Raw genomic sequence first — 635 nt, forward strand, 5'->3', positions numbered from 1 at the left:
CCCGGCGAGAAGGCCGTGCTCGACGGCGCGGCCATGACCAAGGGCGGCGCCGCCGGCTACGTGCTCAGCCTCGACAGCGTGTCCTTCAACCGCGTCACCAACCTGGAGATCCGCAACGGCGCCGAAGGCGGCCTGCTGATCAAGGGCGCGTCCAACAGCAACGTCTTCGACAACCTCGACGTGCACCACAACGGCCGCCTGTCGCAGTGGGAGGGCAAGGGCGTGTCCCTGTTCGGCTCCAGCGCCAACAACCTGCTGCGCAACATCGACTCCCATCACAACCAGGACCTGAACCTCGACAACGCCGACGGCTTCCAGGTTGCCACCACGGGCAGCGGCAACGTGCTCGAGGGCACCCGCGCCTGGGCCAACTCGGATGACGGCTACGACTTCTACAACATCCAGAACGGCACCAAGGCCGGCGCTCTCAAGGTGATCAACAACTGGGCCTGGGGCAATGGCTGGACCGTGGACGGCAAGCCCGGCGGCGACGGCAACGGCTTCAAGCTCGGCGGCGTGCGCGACGGCTCCGGCTCGACCGCCGGCGCCCACGTGGTCGAGGGCAACGTGGCCTTCGGCAACAAGATGAACGGCTTTGACGAGAACGGCAGCAACGGCGGCGTGTCCAAGCTGAC

General features: G+C 67.1%; 1 pseudogene. It reads left to right on the plus strand.

Annotated features, from left to right (window positions below):
* A pseudogene (locus KBI52_RS01040) lies at window positions 1-635 on the plus strand (right-handed parallel beta-helix repeat-containing protein); the annotation flags it as partial.

Origin of the sequence: Microvirga sp. HBU67558 (genome assembly GCF_018069605.1) — a bacterium.
In the GTDB taxonomy this organism is placed as follows: domain Bacteria; phylum Pseudomonadota; class Alphaproteobacteria; order Rhizobiales; family Beijerinckiaceae; genus Microvirga; species Microvirga terrae.